At 55.6% G+C, this 15,346-nt stretch carries 17 protein-coding genes and 1 riboswitch; of the genes, 8 read left to right on the top strand and 9 right to left on the bottom strand.

The window, feature by feature from the left end; translation table 11 throughout:
• The 5 genes from thiS to OGV57_RS01935 form a co-directional block, all read right to left on the bottom strand.
• Window positions 1–201 carry a sulfur carrier protein ThiS gene (thiS, locus tag OGV57_RS01955; RefSeq protein ID WP_003033088.1) on the bottom strand — a complete coding sequence of 67 codons (201 nt, stop codon included), beginning with the start codon at window positions 199–201 and terminating at the stop codon, window positions 1–3.
• Window positions 182–940 (bottom strand): HesA/MoeB/ThiF family protein, encoded by a 759-nt coding sequence (locus OGV57_RS01950; RefSeq protein WP_032937282.1) that lies wholly within the window; start codon window positions 938–940, stop codon window positions 182–184. The genes thiS and OGV57_RS01950 overlap by 20 nt, the downstream gene beginning before the upstream one ends.
• Window positions 933–1,568, bottom strand: a complete 636-nt coding sequence (thiE, locus tag OGV57_RS01945) for a thiamine phosphate synthase (RefSeq protein WP_032937283.1) — start codon at window positions 1,566–1,568, stop codon at window positions 933–935. The genes OGV57_RS01950 and thiE overlap by 8 nt, the downstream gene beginning before the upstream one ends.
• A complete protein-coding gene (thiC, locus tag OGV57_RS01940; protein ID WP_048216976.1) occupies window positions 1,568–3,466 on the bottom strand; it encodes a phosphomethylpyrimidine synthase ThiC in 1,899 nt (632 codons plus the stop codon). The genes thiE and thiC overlap by 1 nt, the downstream gene beginning before the upstream one ends.
• 80 nt (window positions 3,467–3,546) lie before the next feature.
• Window positions 3,547–3,669, bottom strand: a riboswitch (TPP riboswitch).
• A 51-nt stretch (window positions 3,670–3,720) separates the two neighbouring features.
• Complete coding sequence (locus OGV57_RS01935) at window positions 3,721–4,209, bottom strand: Rsd/AlgQ family anti-sigma factor (RefSeq protein ID WP_003033077.1); 489 nt, start codon at window positions 4,207–4,209, stop codon at window positions 3,721–3,723.
• A 96-nt stretch (window positions 4,210–4,305) separates the two neighbouring features.
• On the opposite strand from OGV57_RS01935, the gene nudC reads away from it, so the two are divergent.
• From nudC to OGV57_RS01905, 6 genes are all read left to right on the top strand, one after another.
• Entirely contained in the window at window positions 4,306–5,079 is a 774-nt protein-coding gene (nudC, locus tag OGV57_RS01930) for an NAD(+) diphosphatase (protein ID WP_003033074.1), read from the top strand.
• Window positions 5,080–5,129: 50 nt separating this feature from the next.
• Window positions 5,130–6,194: a uroporphyrinogen decarboxylase gene (gene hemE, locus OGV57_RS01925; RefSeq protein ID WP_003845324.1), complete on the top strand. Its 1,065-nt coding sequence runs from the start codon at window positions 5,130–5,132 to the stop codon at window positions 6,192–6,194.
• A gap of 9 nt (window positions 6,195–6,203) precedes the next feature.
• Window positions 6,204–6,884, top strand: coding sequence for a deoxyribonuclease V (gene nfi, locus OGV57_RS01920; RefSeq protein WP_054527943.1), 681 nt, complete (start codon window positions 6,204–6,206; stop codon window positions 6,882–6,884).
• A gap of 33 nt (window positions 6,885–6,917) precedes the next feature.
• Complete coding sequence (locus tag OGV57_RS01915; RefSeq protein WP_003842015.1) at window positions 6,918–7,508, top strand: YjaG family protein; 591 nt, start codon at window positions 6,918–6,920, stop codon at window positions 7,506–7,508.
• Window positions 7,509–7,694: 186 nt separating this feature from the next.
• A complete protein-coding gene (gene hupA, locus OGV57_RS01910) occupies window positions 7,695–7,967 on the top strand; it encodes a nucleoid-associated protein HU-alpha (protein WP_001044509.1) in 273 nt (90 codons plus the stop codon).
• An 11-nt stretch (window positions 7,968–7,978) separates the two neighbouring features.
• Window positions 7,979–8,671: a DUF1481 domain-containing protein gene (locus OGV57_RS01905; protein ID WP_003033064.1), complete on the top strand. Its 693-nt coding sequence runs from the start codon at window positions 7,979–7,981 to the stop codon at window positions 8,669–8,671.
• A gap of 61 nt (window positions 8,672–8,732) precedes the next feature.
• On the opposite strand, the gene zraP is transcribed toward OGV57_RS01905, so the two are convergent.
• On the bottom strand, window positions 8,733–9,176 hold the full coding sequence (gene zraP / locus OGV57_RS01900) for a zinc resistance sensor/chaperone ZraP (protein ID WP_048219998.1): 444 nt from the start codon (window positions 9,174–9,176) through the stop codon (window positions 8,733–8,735).
• An 18-nt stretch (window positions 9,177–9,194) separates the two neighbouring features.
• Window positions 9,195–9,383, bottom strand: a complete 189-nt coding sequence (locus OGV57_RS01895; RefSeq protein WP_127649276.1) for a hypothetical protein — start codon at window positions 9,381–9,383, stop codon at window positions 9,195–9,197.
• A gap of 57 nt (window positions 9,384–9,440) precedes the next feature.
• Between OGV57_RS01895 and zraS the strand changes: the two genes are divergently transcribed.
• Both zraS and zraR read left to right on the top strand, forming a co-directional pair.
• Window positions 9,441–10,826: a two-component system sensor histidine kinase ZraS gene (gene zraS / locus OGV57_RS01890; protein WP_054527944.1), complete on the top strand. Its 1,386-nt coding sequence runs from the start codon at window positions 9,441–9,443 to the stop codon at window positions 10,824–10,826.
• 5 nt (window positions 10,827–10,831) lie between these two features.
• Window positions 10,832–12,157 (top strand): sigma-54-dependent response regulator transcription factor ZraR, encoded by a 1,326-nt coding sequence (gene zraR / locus OGV57_RS01885; protein WP_032937287.1) that lies wholly within the window; start codon window positions 10,832–10,834, stop codon window positions 12,155–12,157.
• Here the strand turns inward: zraR and purD are convergent.
• Both purD and purH read right to left on the bottom strand, forming a co-directional pair.
• Window positions 12,154–13,443, bottom strand: a complete 1,290-nt coding sequence (gene purD, locus OGV57_RS01880) for a phosphoribosylamine--glycine ligase (RefSeq protein ID WP_286530698.1) — start codon at window positions 13,441–13,443, stop codon at window positions 12,154–12,156. The two genes, zraR and purD, sit on opposite strands and share 4 nt — an antisense overlap.
• Before the next feature lie 15 nt (window positions 13,444–13,458).
• Window positions 13,459–15,048 (bottom strand): bifunctional phosphoribosylaminoimidazolecarboxamide formyltransferase/IMP cyclohydrolase, encoded by a 1,590-nt coding sequence (gene purH, locus OGV57_RS01875; RefSeq protein ID WP_054527945.1) that lies wholly within the window; start codon window positions 15,046–15,048, stop codon window positions 13,459–13,461.
• Window positions 15,049–15,346: the final 298 nt, after the last annotated feature.

The raw sequence follows: 15,346 nt of genomic DNA, 5'->3' as shown, positions 1-15,346 counted from the left end.
TCAACCCCCTGCAATAACCTGAAAAAGCAGGATCTGGTCGCCTTCCTGCACGATTTGCTGCTGCCACTGCTCGCGCGGCAGGATCTGCTGATTGAGCGCCAGCGCCGCGCCCGGTTTAAGCTGATTAAGCTCGGTGAGCAGCCCGCTGACGGTTTGTCCCTCGGCGCACTGCATCGGCTCATCATTGAACTGAATCTGCATGTTGCCCTCCACATACCGGGCAGCCATTGGCCCGACGCAGCGCAAGGCTGCGCCACTGGCTGGTTTTACCGTCAAACAGGCGTAACTCGCCGCTGGGCGTCGCAATGCCGCTAAGCAGTTTGATGGCTTCCAGCGCCTGCAAGGTGCCCATCACGCCGACAACCGGGCCGACGATACCGGCGGTACGGCAGTTGCGTTCAGGCTCTACATCATCCGGCCACAGGCAGCGGTAACAACCTTGCTCCCACGGTGGCGTGAGCACCATCAACTGGCCGCCGAAACCGACGGCGCTGGCGGTAACCAAAGGTGTATTCAGCGACACGCAGGCGGCGTTAATTTCCTGACGCGTGGCCATGTTGTCGGTACAGTCGAGCACCACGTCGGCACGCGCTACCGCATGCCGGAGCGCATCGCCTTTCAGTCGCTGCTGGAGCGATACCAGTTCGATATCTGGGTTGAGCCGCGTCAGGCGCTGCTGGGCAATCTGCGATTTTGAACGCGCGATATCATCAGTGGTAAACAGGATCTGGCGCTGCAGATTGCTCAAATGAATGTCGTCATCGTCTACCAGCGTCAGTTTGCCGATACCTGCTCCCGCCAGATACAGCGCGGCAGGCGAACCTAACCCGCCTAAACCGATAATCAGCACATGGCTGTCGAGCAGCTTTTGTTGGCCCTCAATAGCGATATCGCCGAGCAGGATCTGCCGGCTGTAACGCATAAAGTCGCGGTCATTCATCGCCGACTCCCGCTATGTCGAGCAGCTGCGCCGTGGCTGCCTGCCAGTCAGCCGCCTGGGTAATGGCGCTGACCACGGCAATGCTGCCGACGCCGGTTGCCAGCACCGCGGGCGCACGTTCCAGGCTGATGCCGCCAATGGCGACGGTCGGGTAATCGGCCAGTCGTTCAATATGACTTGCCAGCTGCGTCAGCCCCTGCGGAGCGGAAGGCATCTGCTTGGTTTGCGTGGGGAAAACGTGGCCGAGTGCGATATAAGAAGGCTTAGCAGCGAGCGCGACATCAATCTCCATATCATCGTGAGTGGAAACCCCCAGGCGTAAGCCCGCCGCCTGAATCGCCTTCAGGTCGGTGGTTTCGAGGTCTTCCTGGCCCAGATGCACGCCGTAGGCGTTGTGCTTAATCGCCAGCCGCCAGTAATCGTTAATAAACAGGCGGGCGTCATAGCGACGCCCCAGCGCGATGGCGGCGATAACGTCGGCTTCCACCTCTTCATCGCGTTTATCTTTGATACGCAGCTGGATTGTGCGTACGCCCGCCTCCAGCAGACGTTCAATCCATGCAACGCTGTTCACTACCGGGTAAAGTCCGAGTCGGAACGGTACGGTTGGGAAATCAGGCTGATACATCAGGCTTCCTCCCGTTTGAGGTAAATTTCGCCGCCTTTGGCGCGGAAGTTTTCCGACATATCCGCCATCCCCACTTCAATGGTTTGCGCAGCGGCGTAGTCGCGTACTTCCTGGCTGATTTTCATTGAGCAGAATTTCGGCCCGCACATGGAACAGAAGTGGGCGACCTTGCCGGACTCTTGCGGCAGGGTTTCATCGTGATAGGCACGGGCGGTAAACGGGTCGAGCGCGAGGTTAAACTGATCTTCCCAGCGGAATTCGAAGCGCGCTTTCGACATGGCGTTATCGCGGATCTGCGCGCCCGGATGCCCTTTGGCTAAATCCGCGGCGTGGGCGGCGATTTTGTAGGTGATCAGCCCCTGCTTCACATCTTCTTTGTTCGGCAGGCCGAGGTGCTCTTTCGGCGTCACGTAGCACAGCATCGCACAGCCGAACCAGCCGATCATTGCCGCGCCAATGCCGGAGGTGAAGTGGTCATAGCCCGGTGCGATATCGGTGGTCAACGGCCCTAAGGTGTAGAACGGTGCCTCGTGGCAGCTCTCCAGCTCTTCGGTCATGTTGCGCTGAATCATATGCATCGGCACGTGGCCCGGGCCTTCAATCATCACCTGTACGTCGTATTCCCAGGCGATTTTGGTCAGCTCGCCCAGCGTATGCAGCTCGGCGAACTGCGCTTCGTCGTTGGCATCCTGAATCGAGCCAGGGCGTAGACCGTCGCCCAGTGACAGGGAAACGTCGTAGGCGGCACAGATTTCGCAGATCTCGCGGAAATGTTCGAACAGAAAGTTCTCTTTGTGATGTGAGAGGCACCATTTCGCCATAATTGAACCGCCGCGTGAGACAATTCCGGTCAGGCGTTTAGCGGTCATCGGCACGTAGCGCAGCAGCACGCCAGCATGAATGGTGAAGTAGTCGACGCCCTGTTCGGCCTGTTCCAGCAACGTATCGCGGAACGCTTCCCAGGTGAGATCTTCGGCGATCCCGTTGACCTTCTCCAACGCCTGGTAGATCGGTACGGTGCCGATCGGCACCGGGCTGTTACGCAGGATCCACTCGCGGGTTTCGTGAATATAGCGACCGGTGGAGAGGTCCATCACCGTATCTGCGCCCCAGCGGGTCGACCACACCAGTTTTTCTACCTCTTCTTCGATAGAGGAAGTGACCGCCGAGTTACCGATGTTGGCATTCACCTTCACCAGGAAGTTGCGGCCGATGATCATCGGCTCGGATTCCGGGTGGTTGATGTTGGCGGGAATAATCGCCCGGCCCGCAGCGACTTCATCACGCACGAATTCCGGGGTGATATTTTCCGGCAGACGAGCGCCAAAGTTCATCCCCGGATGCTGGTGGCGCAGCACTTCACTACGAATACGCTCGCGGCCCATATTTTCACGGATGGCGATAAACTCCATCTCCGGCGTGACGATCCCCTGACGGGCGTAGTGCAGCTGGGTCACGCGCTTACCGGCTTTGGCGCGCTTTGGCGTCAGCAGGCCGCTGAAACGCAGCTCGTCCAGGCCATCGTCGGCCAGGCGCTCTTTGGTGTAAGCGGAGCTGCGGTCGTCTAATTCTTCGCTGTCGTTACGCGCCGCAATCCACGGCTGGCGCAGTTTCGCCAGACCCTGCTGGACGTTAATCGCCACGTCAGGATCGCCATACGGCCCGGAGGTGTCGTACACCGGCACGGCTTCGTTGTCTTCAAATTGCGGGTTGTCTTTGCTGCCGCCAATCAGCGTCGGGCTAAGCTGGATTTCGCGCATCGGAATGCGGATATCCGGCTGCGAACCGGTAATATAAATGCGTTTTGAGTTAGGGAAGGCGGTCCCTTCCAGGGTATCGATAAAGTGTTGGGCTTGCGCGCGCTGTTCGCGGCGTGATGGTTTAGTAGTGGCAGACATAGCTCATTCCAAAAAAGTAAGGACGTGGCTTGTCAGACGACGGATGAAGCAAGAGAGGCGATCGCCCAAAGGCGAACGGTTGTAGATTGACTCTTGTTCCCTTCGCAGGTCTTAACCTGATCAGGTTCCGCGGATCCCGAATTAACGGTCTCAGCCTTTTCCACTCATGCTGTTGTGGAAAATAAGCACTCCGACAAGAAGTAACCTCTATCTTAGAGGTAATGAATGTAAACTACGCGTTAATGCGACAAATCTCAAGCAGGACGTTTGAGAGTGCCACTCTCGTGCATCGCATCAAATACCAGCATGATCAGCTTATCTTCGAGCACGAACCGGGCTTCCAGCGCCTCGCCGAGATCCGATAAAACCTTTTGAAACTCAAGGAAGTTATCATGATCAATCGCAGTTTCCAGGCTGGAGTCATAGTAGTCCATGATCAACTGCGTATTGGCTTCCAGCAGCGGCCAAATTTTTGTGGCTTTTAAAAGCTGCCCGTTCCCTTCCAATTTATGGAGAATACGTTCATAAATACTGAAGTGTCCGGTGGAGAGGTAATCGACCAGGCTCTGACAAAAATCATCCAGCGCCTTTTCATTGAGTCGCATGTACGATTCTTTGCCAGGCTTAATGCCAACCAGATTGTAGTAAGCCACGAGCAGGTGCTTACGTACATGTAGCCAGCGATCAACCAGTTTATTACTTCCTCCGACGTGCTCCGTCAGGCTTTCCAGCTGGTTTAGCATGATTGACTCCGCAAGATGGTGTTTAGGAACTGCTCACCCGTAAATGTAAAAATAATGTAAACAACATGCCTGTGAAGCAAAGGTTGCGCAAGAGATATGGATCGTATAATTGAAAAATTAGATAGCGGCTGGTGGATTGTCAGTCATGAGCAAAAGTTATGGTTACCTCATGGCGAGCTACCTTATGGCGACGCAGCCCGTTTTGATCTGATTGGTCAGCGCGCGCTGCCAATAGGCGAGTGGGAAGGGGAAACTGTCTGGCTGGTTCAGCAGCAGCGTCGACACGATATGGGGTCGGTGCGCCAGGTCATTGACCAGGACGTTGGCCTGTTTCAACTGGCCGGACGAGGCGTACAGCTGGCGGAGTTTTACCGCTCGCATAAATTCTGCGGTTACTGCGGCCATCCCATGCACCCGAGTAAAACGGAGTGGGCGATGCTCTGTAGTCACTGCCGCGAACGTTATTACCCGCAAATTGCTCCCTGTATAATCGTCGCAATTCGCCGAGATGATTCCATCCTGCTCGCCCAACATGTTCGCCATCGCAACGGCGTGCATACCGTGCTGGCAGGTTTTGTCGAAGTGGGCGAAACCCTCGAGCAGGCGGTGGCGCGTGAAGTCATGGAAGAGAGCGGCATTAAGGTGAAAAACCTGCGCTATGTCACTTCTCAGCCGTGGCCGTTCCCACAGTCTTTGATGACCGCATTTATGGCGGAGTATGATAGCGGCGAAATCGTCATCGACCCGAAAGAGCTGCTGGAAGCGAACTGGTATCGCTATGACGATTTACCGCTCTTGCCCCCGCCGGGTACTGTCGCGCGTCGATTGATTGAAGATACTGTGGCAATGTGTCGGGCTGAGTACGAGTAAAGAGCGAGTGGTGATACACTGATGGACTGACGCAATAAGGAACTGCAAAAATGACCGAACTGAAGAACGATCGTTATCTGCGTGCGCTGCTGCGCCAGCCCGTTGATGTCACTCCGGTATGGATGATGCGCCAGGCAGGCCGTTATCTACCGGAATACAAAGCTACCCGTGCCGAAGCGGGCGATTTTATGGCGCTGTGCAAAAATGCCGAGCTGGCCTGCGAAGTTACGCTGCAGCCGCTGCGTCGCTATAAACTTGATGCCGCGATCCTCTTCTCCGATATCCTGACGATCCCGGATGCGATGGGACTCGGGCTGTATTTTGAAGCAGGAGAAGGTCCACGCTTCACCTCCCCGATTACCAGCAAGGCTGACGTCGACAAACTGCCGATCCCGGACCCGGAAGATGGGCTTGGATACGTGATGAACGCGGTGCGCACTATCCGCCGTGAACTGAAAGGCGAAGTGCCGCTGATCGGCTTCTCCGGTAGCCCGTGGACGCTGGCGACCTACATGGTTGAAGGCGGCAGCAGCAAAGCCTTCACCGTGATTAAAAAGATGATGTATGCCGACTCTAAAGCGCTGCATCTGCTGCTTGATAAGCTGGCGAAGAGCGTCACGCTGTACCTGAACGCGCAGATCAAAGCGGGCGCGCAGTCGGTGATGATTTTCGATACCTGGGGCGGTGTGCTGACCGGTCGCGACTATCAGCAGTTCTCCCTGTACTACATGCACAAAATCGTCGATGGCCTGCTACGCGAGAACGAAGGTCGTCGCGTACCTGTGACCCTGTTTACCAAAGGTGGTGGTCAGTGGCTGGAAGCGATGGCGGAAACCGGCTGTGATGCGTTAGGTCTCGACTGGACCACTGACATTGCCGATGCGCGTCGTCGTGTAGGTCATAAAGTGGCGCTACAGGGCAATATGGATCCGTCCATGCTGTATGCACCGCCAGCCCGCATCGAAGAAGAGGTGGCGACAATTCTGGCCGGATTCGGTCAGGGCGAAGGGCATGTCTTTAACCTGGGCCACGGCATTCATCAGGACGTCCCGCCAGAACATGCGGGTGTCTTTGTGGAGGCGGTACATCGGTTGTCCGAACAGTACCACCGCTAAGGAGTCATTATGGATCTCGCGTCATTACGCGCGCAGCAGCTTGAACTGGCCTCTTCATTGATCCGCGAGGATCGTCTGAAGAACGATCCGCCGGATCTGATCGGCGGGGCGGACGTTGGGTTTGAGCAGGGTGGCGAAGTGACGCGAGCCGCGATGGTCTTACTGAAGTATCCCACGCTTGAACTGGTTGAATATAAGGTGGCGCGTATCGCCACTACCATGCCCTACATTCCCGGTTTTCTCTCCTTTCGTGAAACCCCCGCGCTGATGGCCGCCTGGCAACTGCTCTCGCACAAGCCAGATCTGCTGTTCGTTGACGGGCACGGCATTTCGCACCCGCGCCGTCTGGGCGTGGCCAGCCATTTTGGCCTGCAGGTGGACGTCCCAACGATCGGTGTGGCGAAAAAACGGCTGTGTGGCAAGTTTGAACCGCTCGCTGCTGAACCCGGTGCGCTAGTGCCATTGCTGGATAAAGGCGAACAGCTGGCATGGGTCTGGCGCAGCAAAGCGCGCTGTAACCCGTTGTTTATCTCTACGGGCCACCGCGTGAGTATGGACAGCGCACTGGCGTGGGTACAACGCTGTATGAACGGCTATCGTCTGCCGGAACCAACGCGCTGGGCAGATGCGGTGGCATCCGAACGCCCGGCTTTTACGCGGCTTGCAGCAAAAGCGCCCCATATCGGGTAAACTGCGGCTAATTTCCGTATTTGAGAACTCATCATGTTACAAAATCCGATTCACCTGCGTCTGGAGAAGCTGGAAAGCTGGCAGCACGTCACATTTATGGCCTGTCTGTGCGAACGCATGTACCCGAATTACGCCATGTTCTGCAAGCAAACTGAATTTGGTGATGGACAGATTTACCGCCGAATTCTGGATCTGATTTGGGAAGCGCTGACGGTTAAAGACGCGAAAATCAATTTCGACAGCCAGCTGGAAAAGTTTGAAGAGGCCATTCCTTCTGCAGACGATTACGATCTGTACGGTGTTTATCCGGCGATTGATGCTTGTGTGGCATTAAGCGAACTGATGCATTCGCGTCTTAGCGGTGAAACGCTGGAGCATGCAATCGAAGTTAGTAAGGCTTCGATTACGACGGTTGCGATGCTGGAAATGACTCAGGCTGGTCGCGAAATGACCGATGAAGAGCTCAAAGAGAACCCTGCCGTTGAGCAAGAATGGGATATTCAGTGGGAAATTTTCCGACTTTTAGCCGACTGTGAAGAACGCGATATTGAGCTGATAAAAGGGCTGCGTGCAGACCTGCGCGAGGCTGGCGAGAGCAATATTGGTATAAATTTTCAGCAATGACACCACAAAACGTGATTTAACGCCTGATTTGTCGTGCCTGAAGGCTTCCCATCCGCCCCCGGTCTGGTCTACATTTGGGGGGCGAAAAAAAGTGGCTATCGGTGCGTGTATGCAGGAGAGTGCTTTTCTGGCATTTCCGTCGCACTCGATGCTTAGCAAGCGATAAACACATTGTAAGGATAACTTATGAACAAGACTCAACTGATTGATGTAATTGCAGACAAAGCAGAACTGTCTAAAACACAGGCTAAAGCTGCTCTGGAATCCACTCTGGCTGCTATTACTGAGTCTCTGAAAGAAGGCGATGCTGTACAACTGGTTGGTTTCGGTACCTTCAAAGTGAACCACCGTGCTGAGCGCACTGGCCGCAACCCGCAGACCGGTAAAGAAATCAAAATTGCCGCAGCTAACGTACCGGCATTTGTTTCTGGTAAAGCACTGAAAGACGCGGTTAAGTAATTCGCGTGGCAGTGAACAGTTTTAACGAAGGGGCGGTTTCGCCCCTTTTGTCCATCTGGCGTCATACGCTTTGGCTTTCAGGTGTTCTGTTACTGTCTGCCTGCGGTAGCCATTCTGAGCTTCCTCCGTTCACGGCCAGCGGCTATGTTGGCGATCAGGGGGCGGTACGCATTTGGCGTAAAGACTCCGGTGACGATGTTCACTTGCTCTCGGTATTTAGTCCGTGGCGAAAAGGCGAAACCACTACCAGTGAATACCGCTGGCAGGGTGATTCGCTCTCTCTCATAGAACTCAACGTTTACAGTAAACCGGCTGAACATGTCCGTATACGCTTCGATGACCGGGGCGAACTGAGCTTCATGCAGCGTGAAGTCGACGGGCAAAAGCAGCAGCTTTCCAGCGATCAAATCGCGCTTTACCGCTATCGCGCCGATCAAATTCGCCAGACCAGCGATGCGCTGCGTCAGGGACGGGTGATATTGCGTCAGGGACGTTGGCATGCGGATAACACGGTCACAACCTGTGAAGGTGAAACGCTGAAGCCAGACCTGGAGTCGTGGGCGATAAACCATATCGAGCGCCGCCAGAAACATTCATCCGTGGAGGTGAGTGTGGCATGGCTGGAAGCGCCCGAAGGGTCGCAGATACTGCTAGTCGCCAATGAAGATTTTTGTCACTGGCAGCCTACAGCCAAAACTTTCTGAAAACCTGAAGACAGGTAGTCAGCAGGCCTGAACCGTATGGCGTCATCAGGCATTAAGTCTTTTACCAGTGACCCATTCCCATATGGCCGCCGCCGCGATGGTTACTGCCACCGCCGCATCCGCCGTAGCCCATTCCCGCGCCACGTGGCACGCCAGCCTGCGCCATTGCGACATCGCGTTTAACGCGCTGCTCGTCCAGAGACTGATTCAACGCTTCCATCTCTTTTGCAACGGCATTAATTTTTGCCGTGTCCGGCGAGCTGGCCGTTAATAGTGCATTGTACTCATAACGTTTGGATGTCAGCTGTTGGCGCAACGCGCTGGTCTGGGAGTAGTAATCATCATAGATTTTCTGTGCGGCAGCCTGCTGCTCAGCGGTCATTGGGGTACCGCCCCGTTGCTGCATTCCATCACCATATCCCCAGTGATTCTGCGCCAGTACCGGGGTGGAGCCCAGTGCGATAAGAGAAAGTGCAATCAGTGCCAGTTTGTTGTTCCGTTTCATCGTTCGTTCTCCTGTTGGTTAGCTTACATTCCCTTTTGCATCTTCCGTGCCAAAGCGGCAATCCCAGTCCTGCGGGCGTTGTACCCGCCGTCTTTGCAGGGAAACGAGTAAAAATGACTCGCAGGCGCGTTCTGGCGAGTCATTTTTACCCGGTACTTTCAGCTGTTTGTGTCTGAGGGCAGGGTTATCAGGGGGAAAAAATGGCATGATTTCTGCTGTATACCTGCAACGATGAAAGGAACAAGTGGGGTGAAGGGAGAGCGTATGCGTCTTTATAAGGATACGGTGGCAAAGTGGTTGAGCCGACTCTTGCTGGCGGCAATCCTGATTTTGGTCGGTTGGTTTTCGATTATGACTATTCGGGACTATGGGCGGGAAAGTGGCGCCGCGCGGCAAACGCTACTGGAAAAAGGCAGCGTGCTCATTCGCGCTCTGGAGTCTGGTACGCGTGTAGGCATGGGGATGCGCATGCATCATGCCCAGCAGCAGACGCTCCTGGAGGAAATGGCCGTACAACCAGGCGTGCTATGGTTTGCCGTCGTCGATGAGCATGGTGTCATTATTACTCACAGCAATTCCGCGATGGTCGGAAAAACGCTCTATTCACCGGATGTCCTGCGACAGCTTAGTCCTGGGGAGCAAGAAAGCTGGCGGAATATTGAAATTCCAGCGAGGGATGGTGAAAAAACGCCGGCCCTGGAAATTTATCGCCAGTTTCAGCCGATGTATGGTCCAGGACGCCACGGCATGGCGCGCTGTGCCAGCAATGACGGGCAGCTTATCACCCCAGCGCAAACCATATTTATCGCCTTTGATGCCAGCGATCTGACAGCGACTCAGGCAAGAGAGTGGCGTAACACACTGATAGTCCTCTGTGCGCTGGCGGCTGTGTTGCTGGCCACCGTACTGACGTTCTTCTGGTATCAGCGCTATCAGCGTTCGTACAAAGAACTTCAGGATGCGATGAAGCGTAAAGAAAAACTGTTAGCGCTCGGGCATCTTGCGGCTGGAGTGGCGCATGAAATTCGTAACCCGCTTTCATCGATCAAAGGTCTGGCGAAGTATTTTGCCGAGCGAACCCCGGCAGGAGGCGAGTCGCATGAGCTGGCACAGGTGATGGCAAAAGAGGCGGATCGTTTAAATCGGGTGGTGAGCGAGCTGCTGGAGCTGGTGAAGCCTGCACATCTGACGCTGCAACAGGTGGATCTCAATGAGGTTATCACCCACTCATTACACCTGGTGGGTCAGGATGCGGCAAGCAGGGAAATCCAGCTCCGCTTTTCGGCCAATTCTACGCTGCCCGCTATCCAGGCCGATCCTGACCGACTGACTCAGGTTTTGTTGAATCTGTATCTGAACGCCATTCATGCGATTGGTTGTCAGGGCACGATCACGGTTGAAGCGAATGAAAGCAGCGGCGATCGCGTTAAAATTGTGGTTACCGATAGCGGGAAGGGAATTGCAGCGGAACAGCTGGAGGCCATTTTTACGCCTTACTTTACAACCAAAGCTGACGGAACCGGCCTCGGACTGGCGGTAGTGCAGAACATTATCGAACAGCATGGTGGCACCATTCAGGTGGCAAGCGTTGAGGGCAAAGGTGCGACCTTTACTCTTTGGCTGCCGACCAAAGCGAAACAACAGGATTAACAAGGATGACGCGCGGAAAAATCAATATTCTGGTAGTAGATGACGATATCAGCCACTGCACCATTTTACAGGCGCTGCTGCGCGGCTGGGGTTATGAGGTCGCGCTGGCCTATAGCGGGCGAGCTGCGCTGGAACAGGTGCGCGAACGCGTATTTGATTTAGTGCTGTGTGATGTACGCATGGCGGAGATGGACGGCATCGCAACGCTGAAAGAGATTAAAGCGCTGAATCCGGCGATTCCGGTCTTGATCATGACGGCGTTCTCCAGCGTAGAGACCGCCGTTGAGGCGCTTAAAACCGGGGCGCTGGACTACTTAATCAAGCCGCTGGATTTTGACCGTCTGCAGGAGACGCTGGAAAAGGCGCTGGCGCATACGCGGGAAATGGGCGCTGAACTGCCATCGGCGTCGGCTGCGCAGTTTGGCATGATTGGCAGCAGTCCGGCGATGCAGAAGTTGCTCAATGAAATCGCGATGGTTGCGCCCTCAGATGCGACAGTGCTCATTCACGGAGACTCCGGCACGGGGAAAGAGTTGGTGGCCCGGGCGCTGCATGCCAGCAGCGCCCGTCGCGATAAGCCGCTGGTGACGCTCAACTGCGCGGCGCTTAATGAATCGCTGCTGGAGTCCGAGCTGTTTGGTCACGAGAAAGGGGCGTTTACCGGGGCGGATAAACGCCGGGAAGGGCGCTTTGTGGAAGCCGATGGTGGCACGTTATTTCTTGATGAAATTGGCGATATCTCACCGCTGATGCAGGTGCGTTTGCTGCGGGCTATCCAGGAGCGAGAAGTGCAGCGAGTTGGTAGCAATCAGACCATTGCGGTTGATGTCCGGCTGATAGCCGCTACGCATCGCGATCTAGCAGAGGAAGTCAGCGCCGGGCGCTTTCGTCAGGATCTCTACTATCGTCTGAACGTCGTCACCATTGAAATGCCAGCGCTGTGCCAGCGCCGGGAAGATATTCCGCTGTTAGCCGAACATTTTCTCCAGCGTTTTGCCGCGCGTAACCGTAAAGCGGTGAAAGGCTTTACTCCGCAGGCGATGGATCTGCTGATCCACTACGACTGGCCGGGCAATATTCGTGAGCTGGAAAATGCGATTGAGCGCTCGGTGGTGCTGCTGACGGGGGAATATATTTCCGAACGTGAACTGCCGATGGCGATTGCCGCGACGCCGATAAAAACGGAATTCAGTGGCGAGATCCAACCGCTGGTGGATGTCGAAAAGGAGGTGATTCTGGCGGCGCTTGAAAAAACGGGCGGCAATAAAACGGAAGCCGCCCGTCAGTTAGGCATTACGCGTAAAACGCTGCTGGCGAAAATTTCGCGTTAGCGTTGCTCGCGTTCAATGGCACGCCAGCCGATGTCGTTACGGTTGAAGCTGCCATCCCAGCGGATGTCGGTCATCAGGGCGTAAGCGCGTTTCTGCGCTTCAGCCACGGTGTTGCCCAGCGCGGTGGCGCACAGCACGCGACCACCGTTGGTCAGCACGCGATCGTCTGCAGACAGTTTGGTGCCCGCGTGGAACACTTTACCGTCAGCGACGTCTTCCAGCGGCAGACCGTGGATCTCATCGCCGGTATTGTAATTACCCGGATAACCTCCGGCGGCAATGACCACACCCAGCGAGGCGCGTTCGTCCCACTCGGAGGTTTTCTCATCCAACTTGCCGTCACAGGCGGCGAGGCACAGCTCCACCAGATCGGACTTCATGCGCAGCATGATCGGCTGGGTTTCCGGATCGCCGAAGCGGCAGTTGAACTCGATAACCTTCGGGTTGCCCTGTTTGTCGATCATCAGACCCGCATAAAGGAAACCGGTGTAGGTGTTACCTTCCGCCGCCATGCCTTTTACGGTTGGCCAGATGATGCGTTCCATGGTGCGCTGGTGGACTTCGTCAGTTACTACCGGAGCAGGGGAGTAGGCACCCATCCCGCCGGTGTTCGGGCCGGTGTCGCCATTGCCCACGCGCTTGTGGTCCTGGCTGGTGGCCATCGGCAGCACGTGCTCACCGTCGACCATGACAATAAAGCTCGCTTCTTCACCGTCGAGGAACTCTTCAATCACGATGCGGTGGCCCGCGTCGCCAAACGCGTTACCGGCCAGCATGTCATGCACCGCGGCTTCGGCTTCCTCCAGCGTCATCGCCACGATAACGCCTTTCCCGGCGGCCAGGCCGTCGGCTTTGATAACGATCGGCGCGCCTTTCTCGCGCAGGTAAGCCAGCGCAGGTTCGACTTCGGTGAAGTTCTGGTACTCCGCCGTCGGGATCTGATGGCGCGCAAGAAAATCTTTGGTGAAGGCTTTAGAGCCTTCCAGCTGCGCGGCGCCTTCGGTTGGGCCGAAGATTTTCAGACCGGCGGCGCGGAAAGCGTCAACCACACCAATCACCAGCGGCGCTTCCGGACCAACGATGGTCAGATCAATCTTCTCGTTCTGGGCAAAGCTCAGCAGCGCCGGGATATCCGTTACGCCGATGGCCACGTTTTGCAGCGTGGGTTCCAGCGCGGTGCCCGCATTGCCCGGGGCGACAAATACCGTTTCGACTTTAGGCGACTGTGCCGCTTTCCACGCCAGGGCGTGCTCGCGCCCGCCGTTGCCAATCACTAATACTTTCATCGTCTGCTCCGTGGATTAATGGCGGAAGTGGCGCATATCGGTAAATACCATCGCAATGCCGTGTTCATTGGCGGCGGCAATCACTTCGTCATCGCGAATAGAACCACCCGGCTGGATCACGCAGGTCACACCGGCGGCAGCAGCGGCATCAATCCCGTCGCGGAACGGGAAGAAAGCGTCAGAAGCCATTGCAGAACCTTTCACTTCCAGGCCTTCGTCGGCCGCTTTGATCCCGGCGATTTTCGCGGAGTACACGCGGCTCATCTGGCCTGCGCCTATGCCAATAGTCATGTTCTCTTTGGCATAAACAATGGCGTTGGATTTCACGAACTTCGCCACTTTCCAGCAGAACAGCGCATCGCGCAGTTCCTGCTCGGTCGGCTGGCGTTTGGTCACTACGCGCAGTTCAACTTCGCTCACCATACCCAGGTCACGGTCCTGAACCAGCAGACCGCCGTTAACGCGTTTAAAGTCCAGGCCCGGAACGCGCTGTGCCCATTGGCCGCAGACCAGCACGCGAACGTTCTGCTTGGCAGCGGTAATTTTCAGTGCTTCTTCGGTGGCGGATGGGGCGATGATCACTTCCACGAACTGGCGGGAAATGATCGCCTGCGCGGTTTCAGCATCCAGCTCGCGGTTAAAGGCGATGATGCCGCCGAACGCGGAGGTCGGGTCGGTTTTATAGGCGCGGTCGTAAGCGTCAAGAATAGAGGTACTTACTGCTACACCACACGGGTTCGCGTGTTTGACGATCACACAGGCTGGCTCGTTGAATTCTTTCACGCACTCCAGCGCCGCATCGGTATCGGCGATGTTGTTGTAGGAAAGTGCTTTGCCCTGTACCTGCTGCGCGGTGGCAACGGAAGCTTCTTTAACATTCTCTTCTATATAGAAGGCTGCCTGCTGGTGGCTGTTCTCGCCGTAGCGCATATCCTGCTTCTTAATGAAGTTCAGGTTCAGCGTACGTGGGAAGCGACCGGCGGCTTCTTTGCTTTCACCGTGGTAAGCCGGAACCATGCTGCCGAAGTAGTTGGCGATCATGCTGTCGTAAGCGGCGGTGTGTTCGAAGGCTTTAATCGCGAGATCGAAACGGGTGTCGAGGGTCAGAGAACCGTCGTTGGCATCCATCTCTTTAATAATGGCGTCGTAGTCGCTGCTCTTCACAACGATAGCTACATCTTTATGGTTCTTGGCAGCGGAGCGCACCATGGTCGGGCCGCCAATATCAATGTTCTCTACTGCATCTTCCAGAGAACAGCCTTCGCGGGCGACGGTCTGGGCGAATGGATACAGGTTAACAACCACCATATCGATAGGAGCAATGTGGTGTTGTTCCATAATGGCATCATCCTGGCCGCGACGACCGAGGATGCCGCCGTGGACCTTCGGATGCAGGGTCTTCACGCGTCCATCCATCATTTCCGGGAAGCCGGTGTAATCGGAAACTTCGGTCACTGGCAGACCTTTCTCCGCTAACAGGCGCGCAGTGCCACCTGTAGACAGCAGCTCCACACCACGTGCGGAAAGTGCCTGAGCGAATTCGATGATACCGGCCTTGTCAGAAACACTGAGCAGAGCGCGGCGGACTGGACGACGTTGTTGCATGGTAAATCCCCTGGATTTGACTATTACAGAGAGCGTTAGGTGAATTCTTGGCTAAAAACTCAGCTAACGCCCCTTACGGGGCATCCTTGTTGTGCGGGGGCATTGTAACGAAAACGTTTGCGCAACGCTCGCGAATTTTTAATTTTCGATTTTGACCTCTTCTTTTTCTGTTGAAAGAGGCTGATATAACGAGAGGATCATAGAAACGATCGTGTGGTTTGTGGATAACTCTGTGCGTAAATGGGTATAAGGCGGGGTTTTGCTGTGGAATGCAGCAGTCAGTCATTTTTCTGCAATT

The sequence above is a fragment of the Citrobacter sp. Cf087 genome (assembly GCF_030334285.1).
GTDB lineage: Bacteria > Pseudomonadota > Gammaproteobacteria > Enterobacterales > Enterobacteriaceae > Citrobacter > Citrobacter freundii.
This window is presented reverse-complemented; position numbering and strand designations above follow the sequence as displayed.